Source organism: Streptomyces sp. NPDC021225 (assembly GCF_044332865.1).
In the GTDB taxonomy this organism is placed as follows: Bacteria; Actinomycetota; Actinomycetes; order Streptomycetales; family Streptomycetaceae; genus Streptomyces.
Window position 1 is genome coordinate 118,896 of record NZ_JBIRPV010000009.1, and the last position, 15,158, is coordinate 134,053.

The window sequence follows — 15,158 nt, forward strand, 5'->3', positions numbered from 1 at the left end:
TCCAGGGTGTTCCGGTGTGGCAAGAAAGGGACCCTACTCGACAACTCGCCCGAGTGGGAGTGGTAGCCTTGACAGGAAGGCGCCACTTGTCCACTAGTTGACAAATCTGCCGATGCGGCTGTATCGAGACATCCCGCCGCCCCGACATCTCGGCATTCCGGCATTCCGCGCTCCCAAAACATTCGTTCGCCATCGCAGAGTCGCATTCCCCGGCGCTCCCTTCGTTGCCCCCTCGACGAGCGGCAATTTCCCCCGTGAGTTGCCGGTGTACTGCCTGGCCCGCGTCGTGACGCATCGACCAGCATGCTGCGCGAGATCCACTGCGCAGGCCCGGACGGGCGACACGGTGAACGGACAGGGGGGCGGAGACGATGGCGCGGTCACGTCCCGAGGGGCCCGAGAAGGCCGAGGAGACACAGAGCGCTCAGGGGAGCCCGCCGTCGCTGTGGCGCGACCGCGACTATCTGTACTGGTGGTCCGGGAACGGCCTGTCCACGCTGGGCACCAGCGTCTCCACGCTCGCCTTCCCCCTGCTCATGCTCTACACCACCGGGTCGGCGACGCAGGCGGGCACCATCACCGTCCTGCACATGCTCGGCAAACTCGCCACCCTGGCGGTGGGCGGGGCGCTGGCGGACCGGGTGTCGCGCCGCGCCATCCTGTGTCTGGTCCCCCTGGCCGAGGCGGCCTCGATGGCCGCCGTCGCCCTGCTGGTGTACCGGGGCGATCCATCGGTCCTGGCGCTCGACGCGCTGGCGCTGGTCGGCGGGTTGGCCGCCGGGCTGAAGATCGGCGTCTCGACGCCGGTGCTGCGCCGGATCGTTCCCAAGGAGCAGATCGCCGACGCGACCGCGCAGAGCATGGGCCGCGACATGGTGGTCCAGCTCGTGGGCGCCCCCCTCGGCGGGCTGCTGTACTCCATGGCCCGCTGGATCCCGTTCCTCTTCGACGCCGTCTCCTTCGTGTTCATCACTCTGAGCTCGCTCCTCATCCGCCGCCCCCTCGGCCCGGACCGGCGTGCCGACGGCGAGCGGCGGACCGGTCTGGCCGCGGACATGAGGGACGGCCTGCGCCTGATCAGACGCAGCGACTACCTGGTGTTCACCCTCGCGTGGGGGGCTCTGCTCAACACCGTGGCGCAGGGGCTCACCCTCCTGTTCATCGTGCTGGTGCGGCACCGCGGCGGCGGGCCGACGGCGGTCGGTGTCGCGACCTCGCTGGCGGTCGCCGGCGGTGTCATCGGGGCCGTCGCGGGACCGTGGCTGATGCGGAGGCTGGGCGCGCGGCGGGTTCTGCTGCTGTCCGCCTGGGTCTTCGTGGCGTCCTTCGCCGTCGTGGCGCTGGTGCCCCAGCCATGGCAGATCGGCCTGGTGCTGATGTTCGGCATGACCAGCATGGTGCCGATGAACGTCGTGATCGAGTCGTACGAGGTGCGGCTGGTCCCGGACGCGTATCTGGGCCGGGTCGCCGCGACCGGCCAGTTCTTCTTCCAGGCGATGCAGTGGATCGGCCCGCTGGCGGCCGGGGTCCTCGCCGACGCCCTGGGGGTGGAGGCGGCCGTGCTGATCCTGGCCGTGGCCATGGCCCTGCTGGCGATCGCGCTGCACACCGCCCGGCGCCAACTGAGCGTCCTGGACATCCCGCTGGCCGAGGTGGCCGAACTTCCGGCCCCGCCCCCGGCGGCCGGCCGTCCGTCCGAACCCGAACCCGATCACCCGCACGCCGGGGGCTCGACCCTGAAGCGGTGAACACCCACCTGTGGGAGCGAAGGGACAACACGTGGCCACTTCAGTGGAGATGGGCATCGTCGCGACGGGCACGGCCTTCGGCGAACGCCGTGGGGTGGCCGGGACGGCGGCCGAGTACGTACCCGATCCCGAGGTCGTCGGCACCCTCGGGTACGAGACCTACCACCGGGTGGCCGGCGGTGTCACCGCGACCGACCTCGCCGCCGAGGCCGCCAGGTCGGCCCTGGCCGAGGCGGAACTCGACATCGTCGACATCGACCTGATCGTCGTCGGCCACTCCGACATCCCCGAGTACCTGGGCTGGGACTCCTCGGCGGCCGTGGCCAGGGCGCTGGGCGCCTACGGCACCCCCACCGTGCTGCTGACCCAGGTGTGCGCCGCCTGGTCGGTGGCGCTCGACCACGCGGCGGGCGCGATGGCCCTCTCGGCCGACACCGACACCGTGCTGGTGGCCCTGGTCAATGTGGCCAGCGAGGCGCACACCAACCGGATGGACTTCAACGGCGCGATCGCCAGCGACGGCGCCGTGGCGGCCGTGCTGCGGCGTGGCCATCCACGCCTGCGGCGGCTCTCCTCGGCCCACTTCACCAATCCCGAGTACGCGGACTTCTTCCGCGTCGAGTTCGGCGGCTCCGCCGCTCCGCTGCCGCCCGCGGGCCGGGCCGATCTGCACGCGGACCCGATGGCCGGGATCTTCCGCCACTTCGGCCGCGACCCCGAGCGCTTCCAGGTGTTCATGAAGGAGATCAGCGGGCGGATCGCGGACGTGGTCGACCAGGCCCTCACCCGCGCGGGAAAGGGCCGCACTCAGCTCTCCCGCCTCATCTACCTCAACGACAACCAGCAGACGATCCGCGAGGCCGCCGAGGCGGTCGGCCTCCCCATCGAGCGCACCAACGCCGCACTCGCCCGCGAACTGGGCCACATGGGCGCCGCCGACCAGCTGATCTGTCTGCGGCGGCATCTCGAGGCCGGAGAGGTGTCGCCGGGGGATCTGGTGGCCCTCGTGGGTGTGGCAGCGCCGGGCATGCACTGGTTCTGCACGCTCATCGAGGCGTGAGGGAAGTCAGCGACCAGTGGAGGGAAACCCCATGCCCGCACAGCCCCACGCCGCCGCTCCGGCGACCGCGCCCGCCGTCTCCGAGGACGACATCGCCGCCTTCGTCGTCGAGCGGTTTCTGCCCGGCGTCGACCCGGCCGAGCTCGACGCGGACTACGACCTGCTGGCCACCGCCGTGATCGACAGCCTCGGTGTGCTGCGGATCGCCGAATGGCTGGCCGACCGCCATGGCGTCGCCGTCCCCGACGAGGCGCTGACCACCCGGGGCTTCCGCTCGGTGCGCGCCATCCGCATCACGGCCGAGCGCGCGGCGGCCGGGGAGGGGAGGGCATGACCCGCACATTCGTGACGGAGTTCGCGCGCCACGCGGCCGCCAGGCCCACCGCCCCCGCGCTCATCTGGGAGGGCCGCGCGGTCGGTTACGGCGAGCTGTACGCCATGGCCTGCCGGGCGCGTACGCAGGTGGTGACCGCCGCCCCGGACGCCGCCCGGCCGGTGGGTCTGCGGATGCGCAAGTCCCCCGGGGCGGTGGCCCTGGTGCTGGGCGCTCTGATGGCCGGCCGCCGCCTTCTGCTGCCGTCCCACGAACTGCCCGAGACACCGGCCAAGGAGCTGTACCAGCAGGCGGGCTGCCAGGCCGTGCTCGGCCTGGCCGAAGGCCCGCTGATCGACGGGGTGGTGGACCCGGACGCGGTGTCCGGGGGCGCCGGGGAACACCTGCCGCCCGCTCCGGTCGACGACGACGCCATCGGCTTCATGCTCACCACCTCCGGCTCGACCGGCCTCCCTAAGATCGTGCCCCTGTCGTTCGGCGCGGTCACCCGGTTCACCGCGTGGGGGGCCGAGACCTTCGGGATCGCCGAGGGCACCACCGTCCTCAACTACGCGCCACTCAACTTCGACCTGTGCCTGCTGGATGTGTGGACCACCCTGACGTACGGCGGCACCGTCGTGCTGGCCGACCCCGACCGGGGCGCCTCGGCCGGGTATCTGCGCGATCTGGTGGCGGACCACCGCGTCTCGCTGATCCAGGGCGTGCCGTTGCTCTTCCAACTGCTCATGGAGGCGTCGGCCGGTGAGGAGCCGCTGGAGGTGGCCCGGCATCTCGTCTTCGCCGGTGACAGCATGCCCGCGCGGGTGCTGTCCGGGCTCTCCGCGGTCTTCCCGTACGCCCGCTGGTACAACAACTACGGCTGCACCGAGACCAACAACAGCTTCCTCCACGAGGTGGACCGCGACCGGGCCGTCCGCGTCCCGCTGCCGATCGGCCGCCCGCTGCCCGGTGTGAGCTGGCTGATCGTCGGCGCGGACGGGCGCGCCCTGACCGGCCCCGGACAGGGCGAGCTGTTCGTCAACACCCCGTTCCAGACCGCGGGTTATGCGAATGTGCCGAACGACGCGAAGTTCGGCCCGCACCCGGACGGCGTCCCCGGCCTCGTCTACTACCGCAGCGGCGACATCGCCACCCGGCACGAGGACGGTTCCCTCAGCGTGCTCGGACGCACCGATTTCATGGTGAAGGTACGGGGGTTCCAGGTGAGCACCCAGCAGGTCGAGTCCATCCTGCTGGAGCACCCGGCGGTGGCCGAGGCCGCCGTCGTCGCGCTCCCCGACCCGGTGGCCGGACACCGTCTGCACGCGCGGCTGCGCCTCGCCGAGCCGGGCTCCGTGGGGGTGCTGGCCCTGCGGCAGTACTGCGCGGAGCGCACGGTTCGGGCGGCGATCCCGGGCGTGATCGAGACGGTGACCGACCCGCTGCCCAGGACCTCCACCGGCAAGGTCGACCGGAACCGGATCAGGGAGTCCCTGCTCGCCGCCGAAGCTTAACTGAACGTCACCGCGCCGCGCGGAAGCTCTTGAACACTCCGCTCACGCCCACGGCGAGCACGATCAGCGCCGTCCCGGCATAGGCCTGGTCCGAGGACGACCACAGGGTCTCGGCGTCCTTGAGGAAGTCCGGGTTGAAGAAGTCCCGCTGGTAGAGGACCCAGGCCAGGGGCAGCGTGAACAGCGCCTGGGCCACGGCGTTTCCGGTGGCCAGCGGGATCGTCCAGCCGCGCGCCGCCACCCGGGCCAGCTGGACCACGGCGAGCCCGGCGAGCCCGGCGAGCATCGGCCAGATCCAGCCCGACCACAGCCCCGGGGCGAGCACCTCGATGTGCTTGCCGTCCCCGCCCGCGCCGTCCATCCGGTAGGGCTCGGCGGTGTGCTGCCAGATGATCAGCCCGAACAGCAGCGTCACCCACACCGCCGCGGCGCAGGCCGCGACGCCGCCCTTGTCCGGCTCCCGCACCTCGGGCAGATCGTCGGGTGTCCAGGTGGCGGCGTCGACCACGCCCTTGCGGTGACGGACCCGCTCCAGCACGCCGAACACCACGGTGAGCACGGCGATGATCTGACAGCCGAGCGTGAACAACGTGCTGATGCCGCCGCCTATCGCCGCGCCCAGGTCGTCGTCGTCCAGCACATCCAGCACGACGACCCCGAACGTGATCGCCGGCAGGACGGTGCACAACAGCGTGACCAGCAGCCGGATATAGGTGGAGTAGAGGTCGGGCCCGATCAGGGCGAGCGGGCGCTCCGAGTAACGGGCGGCGTACCGCACCGGGTCGCCGAGCTCTCTGAGCACCTCGCGCTCCGCCACGCGCGGGTCGGCCGGACCGCGCCCCTCGACGGTGTCGGCGATGGTGGTGCGCAACTCCTCGGCGATGTCCTCCCGCTGGTCGGCCGGGAGCCGCCGGACGACCTCGTGCACATAGCGTTCGGTGAGCACACTCGTACTCATCCACTCTCCTCCGTAAGTCGTGAAATCGAGGCGACGAGGTCCTGCCACTCGCGCACCAGGCCGCTGCGGACCCGGGACCCATCGGGGCTGACCTGGTAGAACTTCCGCGGCCTTGACTCGTCGGTGTTCCATTCGCTGGTGAGCAGGCCCTGCTTCTCCAGTCGGCGCAGCAAGGGGTACAAGGTGTTGCCGTCGACGGTAACCCCCGCGTCGTTGAGCGTTTCCAGGAGCGCGTAGCCGTAACTCGGCTTCCGGAGCAGCGCCAGGCAGGCCAGCACGACCGTCCCGCGGCGAAGCTCCTGAGCCTGGGCAAGGGTCAGATCTTCTACGGACACACGTCACACGATACTGTGCGGCACACACTAATGTCACCCCTGCGGGCCGGGGCGTGGCGCCGAGGTCGGGAGGGTGATCGTCACCGAGGGGGCGCCGTCGGCGGTGTGCTCCACGGTGCCGCCCATGGCCTCGACGAGATCCCGGGACAGCCGCAGCGCGGAGCCCTCACCCTCGCGCCCCGCCGGCGCGCCGGCCATGTCGTCGGCGGTCGGCCTCGAGATCCGGACCGTCACCCGGTCCGGTTCCACCTCGGCGGTGAGGGCCGGCGGGGCGTCGGGCGGACTGTTGCGCAGGGCGTCGGCCACCAGCGTGGCCAGCACCCGGGCGAGGAGGGCGGCGTCGGCGATGACGTCGGGCAGCTGTTCCGGCAGCCGCAGCAGGATGGAGTGGCCGCCGGGGCCGAGGTCGTCGAGGGCCGCGGTCAGCACCTCGTCCAGGTCGACCGGGCGCAGATAGAGGGCTCCGGCGCGCGGCCGACCCGGCTCCTCGGGCTCCGCCCCCGCGGCGCCCCGGGCGAGCCCGCCCCGGGTGTGCGCGATGCCGAGTTGCGTGGCACACGCGGCGAGGATGCGGCGGTCGTCGCCGCTGAGGCCGGGGCCGCGGGCGGCCAGGGTGAGCCGGTCGTCGACGCGCGCCTCCACATCCGCGTCGTACGGGCGCTCCGGCGGCCGTGCCCCGGCGCTGGCGACGACGTACCAGCGGGGCTCGGGGCCGTGCTCCGGATCGCGTTCGAGCAGGCTGACCGCGGCGAGGGAGAAGTTCTCCCGCACCTGCTCCAGCAGCGTCGGCAGGGCTTCCCCGCGCATCATGGCCGCCGCCATCCGGCTCAGCGCCCGCGCCTCCGACGTCGCGCGCATGGCCTGGTGCGTACGGCGGGCGGCCACCCCCGCCGCGGTGCCCACCAGCCACGCGGCGGCGAAGAACACCACCAGCGCGACGATGTCCACGGCGCGCTCGACCTTCAGGGAGTGCAGTGGCGGGGTGAAGTAGTAGTCGGTGAGCAGGGCCGCCGCGAGCGCGGTGAGCAGCGCGGGCAGGCGCCCGCCGACCAGAGCGGTCAGCACGACGGCGAGCATGTAGAGCACCAGGGCACCGGGCAGCCCGAGGGTGCCGCGCAGCGCGGTGAGGACGAGGGTCAGCAGCGGCAGCAGCAGCGCGGCCCCGGCGATCGCGGACCAGTACCGCACCGGTCCGGTGCCCCGGATCGGCCGGGGCGGCCGGGGCACGGAGGCGCCCGCCGCCGCCTCGTGGGTGACGATGTGGACATCGATGGGGCCCGAGCGGTGGATGGTGCGCTGCCCCACGCCGGCCCGCAGCAGCAGCGAGAACCTGCCGCGCCGGCTGGCGCCGAGCACGATCTGGGTGATGTTCTCGGCCTTCGCGAACTGGAGCAGCGCCTCGGGGATGTCCTCGCCGGTGGTCTGGTGATAGCCGCCGCCCAGCGACTCCACGAGGGTGCGCTGATGGGACAGCGCGGCCGGGTCGCTCCGCACGAGCCCGTCGCCCGGCACGACATGGAGGGCCAGCAGCTCGCTGCCGGGGGTGCGCGCGGTGATCCGGGCGGCGCGGCGGATCAGGGTCTCGCCCTCCGGGCCGCCGGTCAGGCCGACCAGAATGCGCTCCCGGGTCTCCCACGGGGCGGTGATGCCGTGTTCGGCACGATAGCGCTGGAGGCCCTCCTCCACCCGGTCGGCCAGCCACAGCAGGGCCAGCTCGCGCAGCGCGGTCAGGTTGCCCACCCGGAAGTAGTGGGTGAGGGCCGTCTCGATCCGGTCCGGGGGATAGACATCGCCGTGCACCAGACGCCGGCGCAGCGTCTCGGGCAGCAGATCGACGAGCTCGATCTGGTCGGCGCGGCGCGCCACCTCGTCGGGCAGCGTCTCGTGCTGGGTGACCCCGGTGATCTGCCGCACGACGTCGTTCAGCGACTCCAGGTGCTGGACATTGAGCGTGGTGACGACATCGATGCCCGCGTCGAGGAGCTCCTCGACGTCCTGCCACCGCTTGGCGTTGCGCGACCCCGGCACATCGGTGTGGGCCAGCTCGTCGACCAGGGCGACCTGGGGGCGCCTGGCCAGGACCGCGTCGAGGTCCATCTCGGTCAGGGACACCCCGCGATGGACCACGGTGCGCCGGGGCACTGTCTCCAGCCCCTCGGCCAGCGCCGCCGTCGGACGCCGCCCGTGCGGCTCGACCAGTCCGACGACCACGTCGGTCCCCAGGGACCGCAGCCGCTGGCCCTCGTGGAGCATGGTGTACGTCTTGCCGACCCCGGGGGCCGCCCCGAGATAGATCCGCAACCGTCCACGGGCCATCGGCGGACTCCTGTCGGCTCTGCTCTCGGCTCTGCGACATGGCGCGATCACGCGCCCCGCACCTCCATGGTGCGCTCGCGGCGACACCCTGGCGTCCGAGGGGCGCGGCGCGCTCACTCCATCGGCCGGATTTACGGCGAGGCACCGTCGAGGTCCTGGGGCCGGGCGTCGGGGGCGCGCTAACAAGGGGCGTCGGCTCACGACTGGTCGGAGTGGTGCCCCTATGCCGGACCTGCTGTTCATCGCGGTCACCGTCGCGGTGTTCGCCGTCATCGGACTGGTGGCGAGGGGGGTCGAGCGGCTGTGAGCGTCGAGAACGTCATCGGGCTCGTCGTGGCCGTGGCCCTCCTCGTCTACCTCGTGGTGGCGCTGCTCTTCCCGGAGAAGTTCTCGTGAACGGCACCCTCGCGGGGTGGCTTCAGATCCTTGCGCTGGTGGCCGCGCTGGCCCTGTCGTACCGGCCGCTGGGCGACTACCTCGCCCATGTCCTGACCGCCCCCGGGCATCTGCGTGCCGAGCGGCTGGTCTACCGGCTCGGCGGCGTGGACGGCGACGCCGACCAGCGGTGGCCGGCCTATCTGCGCGGCGTGCTCGCGTTCTCCGCGGTGTCCGTCCTCTTTCTGTACGCGTTCCTGCGGCTCCAGAACCATCTGCTGCTGTCACTGGGCAGAGAGCCGATGCCCGCGGCCCAGGCCTTCAACACCGCGGCGTCCTTCGTCACCAACACCAACTGGCAGTCGTACTCGGGCGAGGTGGCGCTCGGCCATCTGGTGCAGATGGCCGGGCTCGCGGTGCAGAACTTCGCCTCCGCGGCCGTCGGCATCGCCGTCGTCGCCGCCCTGATCCGCGGCTTCACCCGCGAGAAGACCGACCGGGTCGGCAACTTCTGGGTGGACCTGACCCGGATCGTGCTGCGGGTGCTGCTGCCCCTCGCGTTCGTCTTCGCGATCGTGCTGGTCGCGGGCGGGACGATCCAGAACCTCCACGGCGTCGAGTCGATCCCGACCCTCGCCGGGGACCACCAGAGCCTCACCGGCGGCCCGGTCGCCTCACAGGAGGTCATCAAGGAGCTGGGCACCAACGGCGGAGGCTTCTACAACGCCAACTCCGCCCACCCCTTCGAGAACCCCAACCCCTTCATCAACTGGCTGGAGATCTACCTGCTGCTGGTGATCTCGTTCTCCCTGCCGCGCACCTTCGGCCGGATGGTCGGGGACGACCGCCAGGGATACGTGATCGTCGCGGTCATGGCCCTGATCTGGGCGGCCTCGGTCGCGATCGTGACCGTCAATGAGCTGCACAGCGTCAGCAGCCAGGCGGGCCACGCGGCGGGCGGCATGACGGAGGGCAAGGAGCAGCGCATCGGCGTCTGGGCCTCGGCCCTTTTCGCCGCGTCCACCACGCTCACCTCCTGCGGAGCCGTCAATTCCTTCCACGACTCCTACTCGCCGTTCGGCGGCGGTATGACGATCTTCAACATGATGCTGGGCGAGATCGCGCCCGGCGGCACCGGCTCCGGCCTCTACGGCATCCTCGTCCTGGCGGTCGTCGCGGTCTTCGTGGCCGGGCTGATGGTGGGCCGCACCCCCGAGTACCTGGGCAAGAAGCTCGGCGGCCGGGAGATGAAGTTCGCGTCCCTGTACATCCTGACCACCCCGGCGGTGGTGCTGGTGGGCGCCGGGGTGGCCATGGCGCTGCCCGGCGAGCGGGCCGCCATGCGGGGCCACGGGCCGCACGGCTTCTCCGAGGTGCTGTACGGCTTCACCTCGGTCGCCAACAACAACGGCTCCGCCTTCGCCGGGCTCGGCGCGAACACCCAGTGGTACAACACCGTGCTCGGCCTGGCCATGCTCCTCGGCCGCTTTCTGCCCATGGTGTTCGTCCTGGCGCTGGCCGGGTCGCTGGCACGGCAGCAGCCGGTGCCGGTCACCGCGGGCACCCTGCCCACCCACCGGCCGCAGTTCGTGGGGCTGCTGACCGGCGTGGTCCTCATTGTTGTCGGCCTCACCTACTTTCCCGCGCTCTCCCTGGGGCCGCTCGCGGAAGGGCTGCACTGATGTCCCCGACCACTGCCGGACCCCCGGTGCAGACACAGCGCGTCACGGGCGGTCTGCTCGATCCCCGGCAGCTGCTCACCTCCCTTCCCGACGCGGTCCGCAAGCTCCACCCCGGGGCCATGGTCAAGAACCCGGTCATGTTCGTGGTGGAGGTCGGGGCGCTCCTCACCACCCTCTCGGCCGTCAAGACCCCCAGTGTCTTCGCCTGGGTCATCACCGTCTGGCTCTGGCTCACCGCGGTCTTCGCCAACCTGTCCGAGGCCGTCGCCGAGGGCCGCGGAAAGGCCCAGGCGGAGACACTGCGCCGGACCAAGACCGCCACGGTCGCCCGTCGGCTCGTCGACTGGCGGCCGGGCGCCGGGACCACAGCCGAGGAGGAGGTGGCGGCCGCTCAGCTCCGGCTGGGCGACCATGTGGTCGTCGAGGCGGGGCAGATCATCCCGGGCGACGGTGATGTCGTCGAGGGCGTGGCGTCGGTCGACGAGTCCGCGATCACCGGAGAGTCGGCCCCGGTCATCCGGGAGTCGGGGGGCGACCGGTCCGCGGTGACCGGCGGCACCAAGGTGCTGTCCGACCGGATCGTCGTGAAGATCACCTCCAGGCCGGGGGAGACCTTCATCGACCGGATGATCGCCCTGGTGGAAGGGGCCGCCCGGCAGAAGACGCCGAACGAGATCGCGCTGAACATCCTGCTCGCCTCGCTCACCATCATCTTTCTGCTCGCGGTCGTCACCCTCCAGCCGTTCGCCATCTACGCACACGCCGAGCAGACCATCGTCGTCCTGATCGCCCTCGTGGTCGCGCTCATCCCGACGACCATCGGCGCGCTGCTGTCCGCGATCGGCATCGCCGGCATGGACCGGCTCGTCCAGCGCAATGTGCTCGCCATGTCCGGCCGCGCCGTCGAGGCCGCGGGCGACGTCAACACCCTGCTGCTGGACAAGACCGGCACCATCACCTTCGGCAACCGCCAGGCCGCCGAGTTCCTGCCGGTCGGCGGGGTGGACGTGGACGAGCTCGCGGACGCCGCCCAGCTCTCCTCGCTCGCCGACGAGACTCCTGAAGGCCGCTCGGTGGTCGTCCTCGCGAAGGAGCGGCACGGACTGCGCGCCCGGGACGAGGGCGAGCTGGGCCGCGCCGAGTTCGTGCCCTTCACCGCCCAGACCCGGATGAGCGGCGTGAACATCCAGCGCCGACAGGTCCGCAAGGGCGCCGCCGCGGCAGTCACCGCCTGGGTGACCACACAGGGCGGACACCCCGGCGACGAGGTCCAGGGCGTCGTGGAACGGGTCTCCGGGGCGGGCGGCACCCCGCTCGTCGTCGCCGAGCGCACTGACGGCGCCGCCCGGGTGCTGGGCGTCATCCACCTCAAGGACGTCGTCAAGCACGGCATGCGCGAGCGGTTCGAGGAGCTGCGCCGCATGGGCATCCGCACCGTCATGATCACCGGCGACAATCCGCTGACCGCCCGGGCGATCGCCGACGAGGCGGGGGTGGACGACTTCCTGGCCGAGGCCGCGCCCGAGGACAAGATGGCGCTCATCCGGCGCGAGCAGGCGGGCGGCAAGCTGGTCGCGATGACCGGCGACGGGACCAACGACGCCCCCGCGCTCGCCCAGGCGGACGTCGGGGTGGCCATGAACACCGGCACCTCGGCCGCCAAGGAGGCCGGGAACATGGTGGACCTGGACTCCAACCCGACCAAGCTGATCGAGATCGTCGAGATCGGCAAACAGCTGCTGATCACGCGTGGCGCGCTGACCACCTTCTCGATCGCCAACGACGTCGCCAAGTACTTCGCGATCATCCCGGCGATGTTCGCGGCGGTCTACCCGGGTCTTGACCGGCTCAACGTCATGCGGCTGCACAGCCCGACCTCGGCCATCGCCTCGGCGATCATCTTCAACGCGCTGATCATCGTCGCGCTGATCCCGCTCGCGCTGCGCGGGGTGCGCTACCGGCCGTCCTCGGCGGCCGCCCTGCTCAGCCGCAACATCCGGGTCTACGGCCTGGGCGGGCTCGTCCTGCCCTTCCTCGGCATCAAACTCATCGACCTGATCGTCCAGTTCATCCCCGGACTCCGCTGACGACACGGAACGACGGACGACACGGAACACGACAGAGGAAGGCGATCCCATGCCCGGCCCCCTCCCACTCGCGGTCCGCCACCACCTGTCCGCCCTGCGGATGCTGCTCGTGTTCACCGTGGTGACCGGCGTCCTCTACCCCCTCGCCGTCACCGGCCTGGCCCAGGCGGCGTTCCCGGGCCAGGCGAACGGCTCGCGCATCGAACGCCACGGCAGGACCGTCGGCTCCAGCCTGCTCGGCCAGAACTTCGGCATCCCCGGGAAGCGCCCCGACCCACGGTGGTTCCAGCCCCGCCCCTCCGCGGGCGGGTACGACCCGCTGGCCTCCGGCGCCTCCAACCTGGGGCCGAACAACCCGGACCTGGTCAAGGCGGTCGAGCGGCGGCGCGCCGCGATCGCCGCGTTCGACGGGGTCGCCCCCGAGGACGTACCGCCCGACGCCCTCACCGCCTCCGGCTCCGGCCTCGACCCGCATATCTCGAAGGCCTACGCCTACCAGCAGGCCGCCCGCGTCGCCAAGGCCCGCGGGCTGCGGCCGGCGGAGGTGCGGAAGCTCGTCTCCGGCCATGTCCAGGGACGGGTCCTGGGCTTTCTGGGCGAGGAGCGGGTGAACGTCGTCGAACTCAACGCCGCGCTGGCCGACGTCGGATGAGCGCCGGCTCAGCCGACGTGCACATGGGGACGGCGGGCCCGGTCGGGTTCGGCCGCGCGGAGCACCTCACGGGTGACCGGGGCGACCTCGCCCTGGCCGAACAGGAAGAACCGCAGGAACTGGGCGAAGGGGCTGCCCTCCGTCCACTCGAAGTAGATGTGCGGCTGTCGCCCGGTCAGGTCCCGGGCGTGCAGCAGCAGCGCGGCCAGCGAGTTGGGGATGCTGGAGCCGTCGAGGGTGAGCACGCGGTAGCGGCCGTGCAGCACCTCGCCGTGGACGCGCAGCGCGGACTCGAAGTCGGAGGGGTCGCGCACGGTGACCTCGACGAAGACGAAGTCCTCCTCGGCGGGGATGTCGTTGTCCGCCCGGATCTGGTGGATCTTGTCGCGGTACTCGGCCGCGTCGCGGCTGTCGGGTTCATTGGCGATGAACCGGATGCGGCGGGTGGCGGCGTCGCGGACGAACCGCTCGGCCATGGCGTCCAGCTCCACGTCGGTGACGCGCAGCTCGAAGGCGCGGGCCAGCCGGGACAGCAGCGAGACGGCGATGATGCCCGCGATGAAGCAGGCGCCGATCTTCACACCGTCGGGCCGCTCCACGACGTTGACCGTGGTGGTGTACCCGAAGACGGCGGAGATGACGGCGAAGGCGATGGTCCAGCCGCGCTGCCCGGCGCGCCGGGCAGCGATGGTGACGGCGATCGCCGCGGAGGTCATCAGGACCAGCACGCCGGTGGCGTAGGCGCCGCCCTGGGCGTCGACGTCGGCGTCGAAGATCCAGGTGACCAGGAAGGCGATGAGGATGAAGACGATGACCATGGGGCGCACGGCGCGGGCCCAGTGGGGCGCCATGCCGTACCGGGGCAGATAGCGCGGCATCAGGTTGAGCAGCCCGGCCATGGCCGAGGCTCCGGCGAACCACAGGATGCCGACCGTCGCGGCGTCGTAGACGCTCCCGAACACGGACCCCAGGTATTCGTGCGCCAGGTAGGCCAGCGCCCGGCCGTTGGCCCGGCCGCCGGCCTCGAACTCGTCCTGGGGGATGAGCAGGGTGGTGATGAAGCTGCTGGCGATCAGGAAGACACTCATGATCACCGCGGCGGTGGTGAGCAGCTTCTTGGTGTCCCGGATCCGCCCGGCGAGCCGCTCCTCGGTGTCGCCGGGGCCGCCGTCGACATGCGGCATGACGGCCACGCCGGTCTCGAACCCGGACAGGCCGAGCGCCAGCTTGGGGAACATCACCAGGGCCAGTCCGATCATGACCAGCGGGTTGCCGTGCTCGGCGGTGAGCGCCCGGGACCAGTCGGTGACCACGTGGGGAGCGGTGAGCACATGCCACAGCCCGACCAGCACGACGACCGCGTTGAGCGCCAGATAGCCGCCGACCAGCACCACCGCCACCCCGATGGCCTCGGTGAAGCCCTTGAGGAAGACGCCGCCGAGCAGCGCGACCAGGCCGAGGGTGATGACCACCTCGTGGCCGTGTAGAACGCTCGTGAAGTGCGGGTTCTCCACGAGGTGGGTGGAGGCGTCGGCCGCGGAGAGGGTGATGGTGATCAGAAAGTCGGTGGCGGCGAACCCGAGCAGCGTCAGGACGAACAGCTTCCCCTTCCAGAAGGTCAGCAGCCGCTCCAGCATGGCGATGGACCCCTCGCCGTGCGGGCTCTCCTGGGCGACGCGCCGGTAGACCGGCAGCGCGCCGGCCAGGGTGACGGCCACCAGCACCAGGGTGGCGAGGGGGGACAGCAGCCCGGCGGCGAGGGCGGCGATGCCCGGCTGATAGCCGAGGGTGGAGAAGTAGTCGACGCCGGTCAGGCACATCACCCGCCACCAGCGCTGCCCCCGGTGGCCCTCGGCGGCCTCGGCGTTCGGCCCCGGCCGCTGCTTGGCCGTCTCGGGAAGACCCTGGAGCAGCCAGGCGCGGAAACGATTCTCCCCCGGCCCCTCCGGAGGGGATTCCACATCCGTGGAGGTGGCCATCGTCGTACTCCTGTCGCTTCCCGAACCGAACACACCGCCGCGACGGCGGCCAGAACAGGGTAGACATGCCCCATTCCGGCGCCTCACGGCGGTGTGGCCGGGCCCGGCGCGCCGCCCCCGGCGTGCCGCGGACGGTACG

General features: G+C 71.6%; 12 protein-coding genes. 8 read left to right on the top strand and 4 right to left on the bottom strand.

What is annotated here, in order from left to right; translation table 11 throughout:
• Nucleotides 1–371 precede the first annotated feature (371 nt).
• Genes ACH4S9_RS33375 through ACH4S9_RS33390 form a run of 4 tightly spaced genes read left to right on the top strand, consistent with a single transcriptional unit; the run spans nucleotide 372 to nucleotide 4,635 of the window.
• A complete protein-coding gene (locus ACH4S9_RS33375) occupies nucleotides 372–1,748 on the top strand; it encodes an MFS transporter (protein ID WP_311723182.1) in 1,377 nt (458 codons plus the stop codon).
• A 31-nt stretch (nucleotides 1,749–1,779) separates the two neighbouring features.
• Nucleotides 1,780–2,808: a 3-oxoacyl-ACP synthase III family protein gene (locus ACH4S9_RS33380; RefSeq protein WP_398375305.1), complete on the top strand. Its 1,029-nt coding sequence runs from the start codon at nucleotides 1,780–1,782 to the stop codon at nucleotides 2,806–2,808.
• Between the two features lie 31 nt (nucleotides 2,809–2,839).
• On the top strand, nucleotides 2,840–3,142 hold the full coding sequence (locus ACH4S9_RS33385; protein WP_311723180.1) for a phosphopantetheine-binding protein: 303 nt from the start codon (nucleotides 2,840–2,842) through the stop codon (nucleotides 3,140–3,142).
• Nucleotides 3,139–4,635, top strand: coding sequence for an AMP-binding protein (locus ACH4S9_RS33390; RefSeq protein ID WP_385345037.1), 1,497 nt, complete (start codon nucleotides 3,139–3,141; stop codon nucleotides 4,633–4,635). The genes ACH4S9_RS33385 and ACH4S9_RS33390 overlap by 4 nt, the downstream gene beginning before the upstream one ends.
• A 7-nt stretch (nucleotides 4,636–4,642) precedes the next feature.
• On the opposite strand, the gene ACH4S9_RS33395 is transcribed toward ACH4S9_RS33390, so the two are convergent.
• From ACH4S9_RS33395 to ACH4S9_RS33405, 3 genes are read right to left on the bottom strand one after another with little or no spacing between them, the layout of a single operon-like run.
• Nucleotides 4,643–5,593 (bottom strand): HAAS signaling domain-containing protein, encoded by a 951-nt coding sequence (locus ACH4S9_RS33395; protein WP_398375307.1) that lies wholly within the window; start codon nucleotides 5,591–5,593, stop codon nucleotides 4,643–4,645.
• On the bottom strand, nucleotides 5,590–5,928 hold the full coding sequence (locus ACH4S9_RS33400) for a PadR family transcriptional regulator (protein ID WP_311723177.1): 339 nt from the start codon (nucleotides 5,926–5,928) through the stop codon (nucleotides 5,590–5,592). The genes ACH4S9_RS33395 and ACH4S9_RS33400 overlap by 4 nt, the downstream gene beginning before the upstream one ends.
• Before the next feature lie 33 nt (nucleotides 5,929–5,961).
• Complete coding sequence (locus tag ACH4S9_RS33405; protein WP_398375310.1) at nucleotides 5,962–8,244, bottom strand: DUF4118 domain-containing protein; 2,283 nt, start codon at nucleotides 8,242–8,244, stop codon at nucleotides 5,962–5,964.
• A 303-nt stretch (nucleotides 8,245–8,547) separates the two neighbouring features.
• On the opposite strand from ACH4S9_RS33405, the gene kdpF reads away from it, so the two are divergent.
• Genes kdpF through kdpC form a run of 4 tightly spaced genes read left to right on the top strand, consistent with a single transcriptional unit; the run spans nucleotide 8,548 to nucleotide 13,040 of the window.
• Complete coding sequence (gene kdpF / locus ACH4S9_RS33410; protein ID WP_398375313.1) at nucleotides 8,548–8,640, top strand: K(+)-transporting ATPase subunit F; 93 nt, start codon at nucleotides 8,548–8,550, stop codon at nucleotides 8,638–8,640.
• Entirely contained in the window at nucleotides 8,637–10,301 is a 1,665-nt protein-coding gene (gene kdpA, locus ACH4S9_RS33415; RefSeq protein ID WP_398375314.1) for a potassium-transporting ATPase subunit KdpA, read from the top strand. Before kdpF ends, kdpA begins: the two co-directional genes overlap by 4 nt.
• Entirely contained in the window at nucleotides 10,301–12,388 is a 2,088-nt protein-coding gene (gene kdpB / locus ACH4S9_RS33420; RefSeq protein ID WP_311723173.1) for a potassium-transporting ATPase subunit KdpB, read from the top strand. The genes kdpA and kdpB overlap by 1 nt, the downstream gene beginning before the upstream one ends.
• Before the next feature lie 49 nt (nucleotides 12,389–12,437).
• Nucleotides 12,438–13,040: a potassium-transporting ATPase subunit KdpC gene (kdpC, locus tag ACH4S9_RS33425; RefSeq protein WP_358844986.1), complete on the top strand. Its 603-nt coding sequence runs from the start codon at nucleotides 12,438–12,440 to the stop codon at nucleotides 13,038–13,040.
• A gap of 8 nt (nucleotides 13,041–13,048) precedes the next feature.
• On the opposite strand, the gene ACH4S9_RS33430 is transcribed toward kdpC, so the two are convergent.
• Nucleotides 13,049–15,019, bottom strand: coding sequence for an amino acid transporter (locus ACH4S9_RS33430; protein WP_398375316.1), 1,971 nt, complete (start codon nucleotides 15,017–15,019; stop codon nucleotides 13,049–13,051).
• Nucleotides 15,020–15,158 lie beyond the last annotated feature (139 nt).